Source organism: Methylobacterium sp. 22177 (assembly GCF_052045615.1).
GTDB lineage: Bacteria > Pseudomonadota > Alphaproteobacteria > Rhizobiales > Beijerinckiaceae > Methylobacterium > Methylobacterium radiotolerans.
Map to the genome: position 1 here is coordinate 1 of NZ_JBQEPK010000150.1, position 307 is coordinate 307.

Genomic DNA, 307 nt, shown 5'->3' on the forward strand with positions numbered 1-307 from the left:
CGAGCGGGTTGGTGCCGTTGCGCAGGACGTCCGGGGCGAAGGCGATGCCGATCCGCCAGCCGTCCCCGGCGGGCTGGACGGCCGCGGCCGCGACGGCCGGGGGAGCGGATGCCGCGGGGACGCCGTCGGCGGCGGCGGTGGCGGCTGTGCCGAGGAGCTGCTCGAGCTCGGCCAGGATGGCCTCGCCGATGATCGGGGCGGTGGCCTCGGGCTCCTCGATGAGGCCGCGGATGTAGTCCTTGGCGGAGAGCGAGACGTTGACGAGGTCGCGGCCGACCGGGACCTCGCCGCGGCGGACGCGGTCGAA

At 76.5% G+C, this 307-nt stretch carries 1 pseudogene; it reads right to left on the reverse strand.

The features are described from left to right. Positions 1-307 (reverse strand): annotated as a pseudogene (locus ACTJK8_RS32475) (chemotaxis protein CheA); the annotation flags it as partial.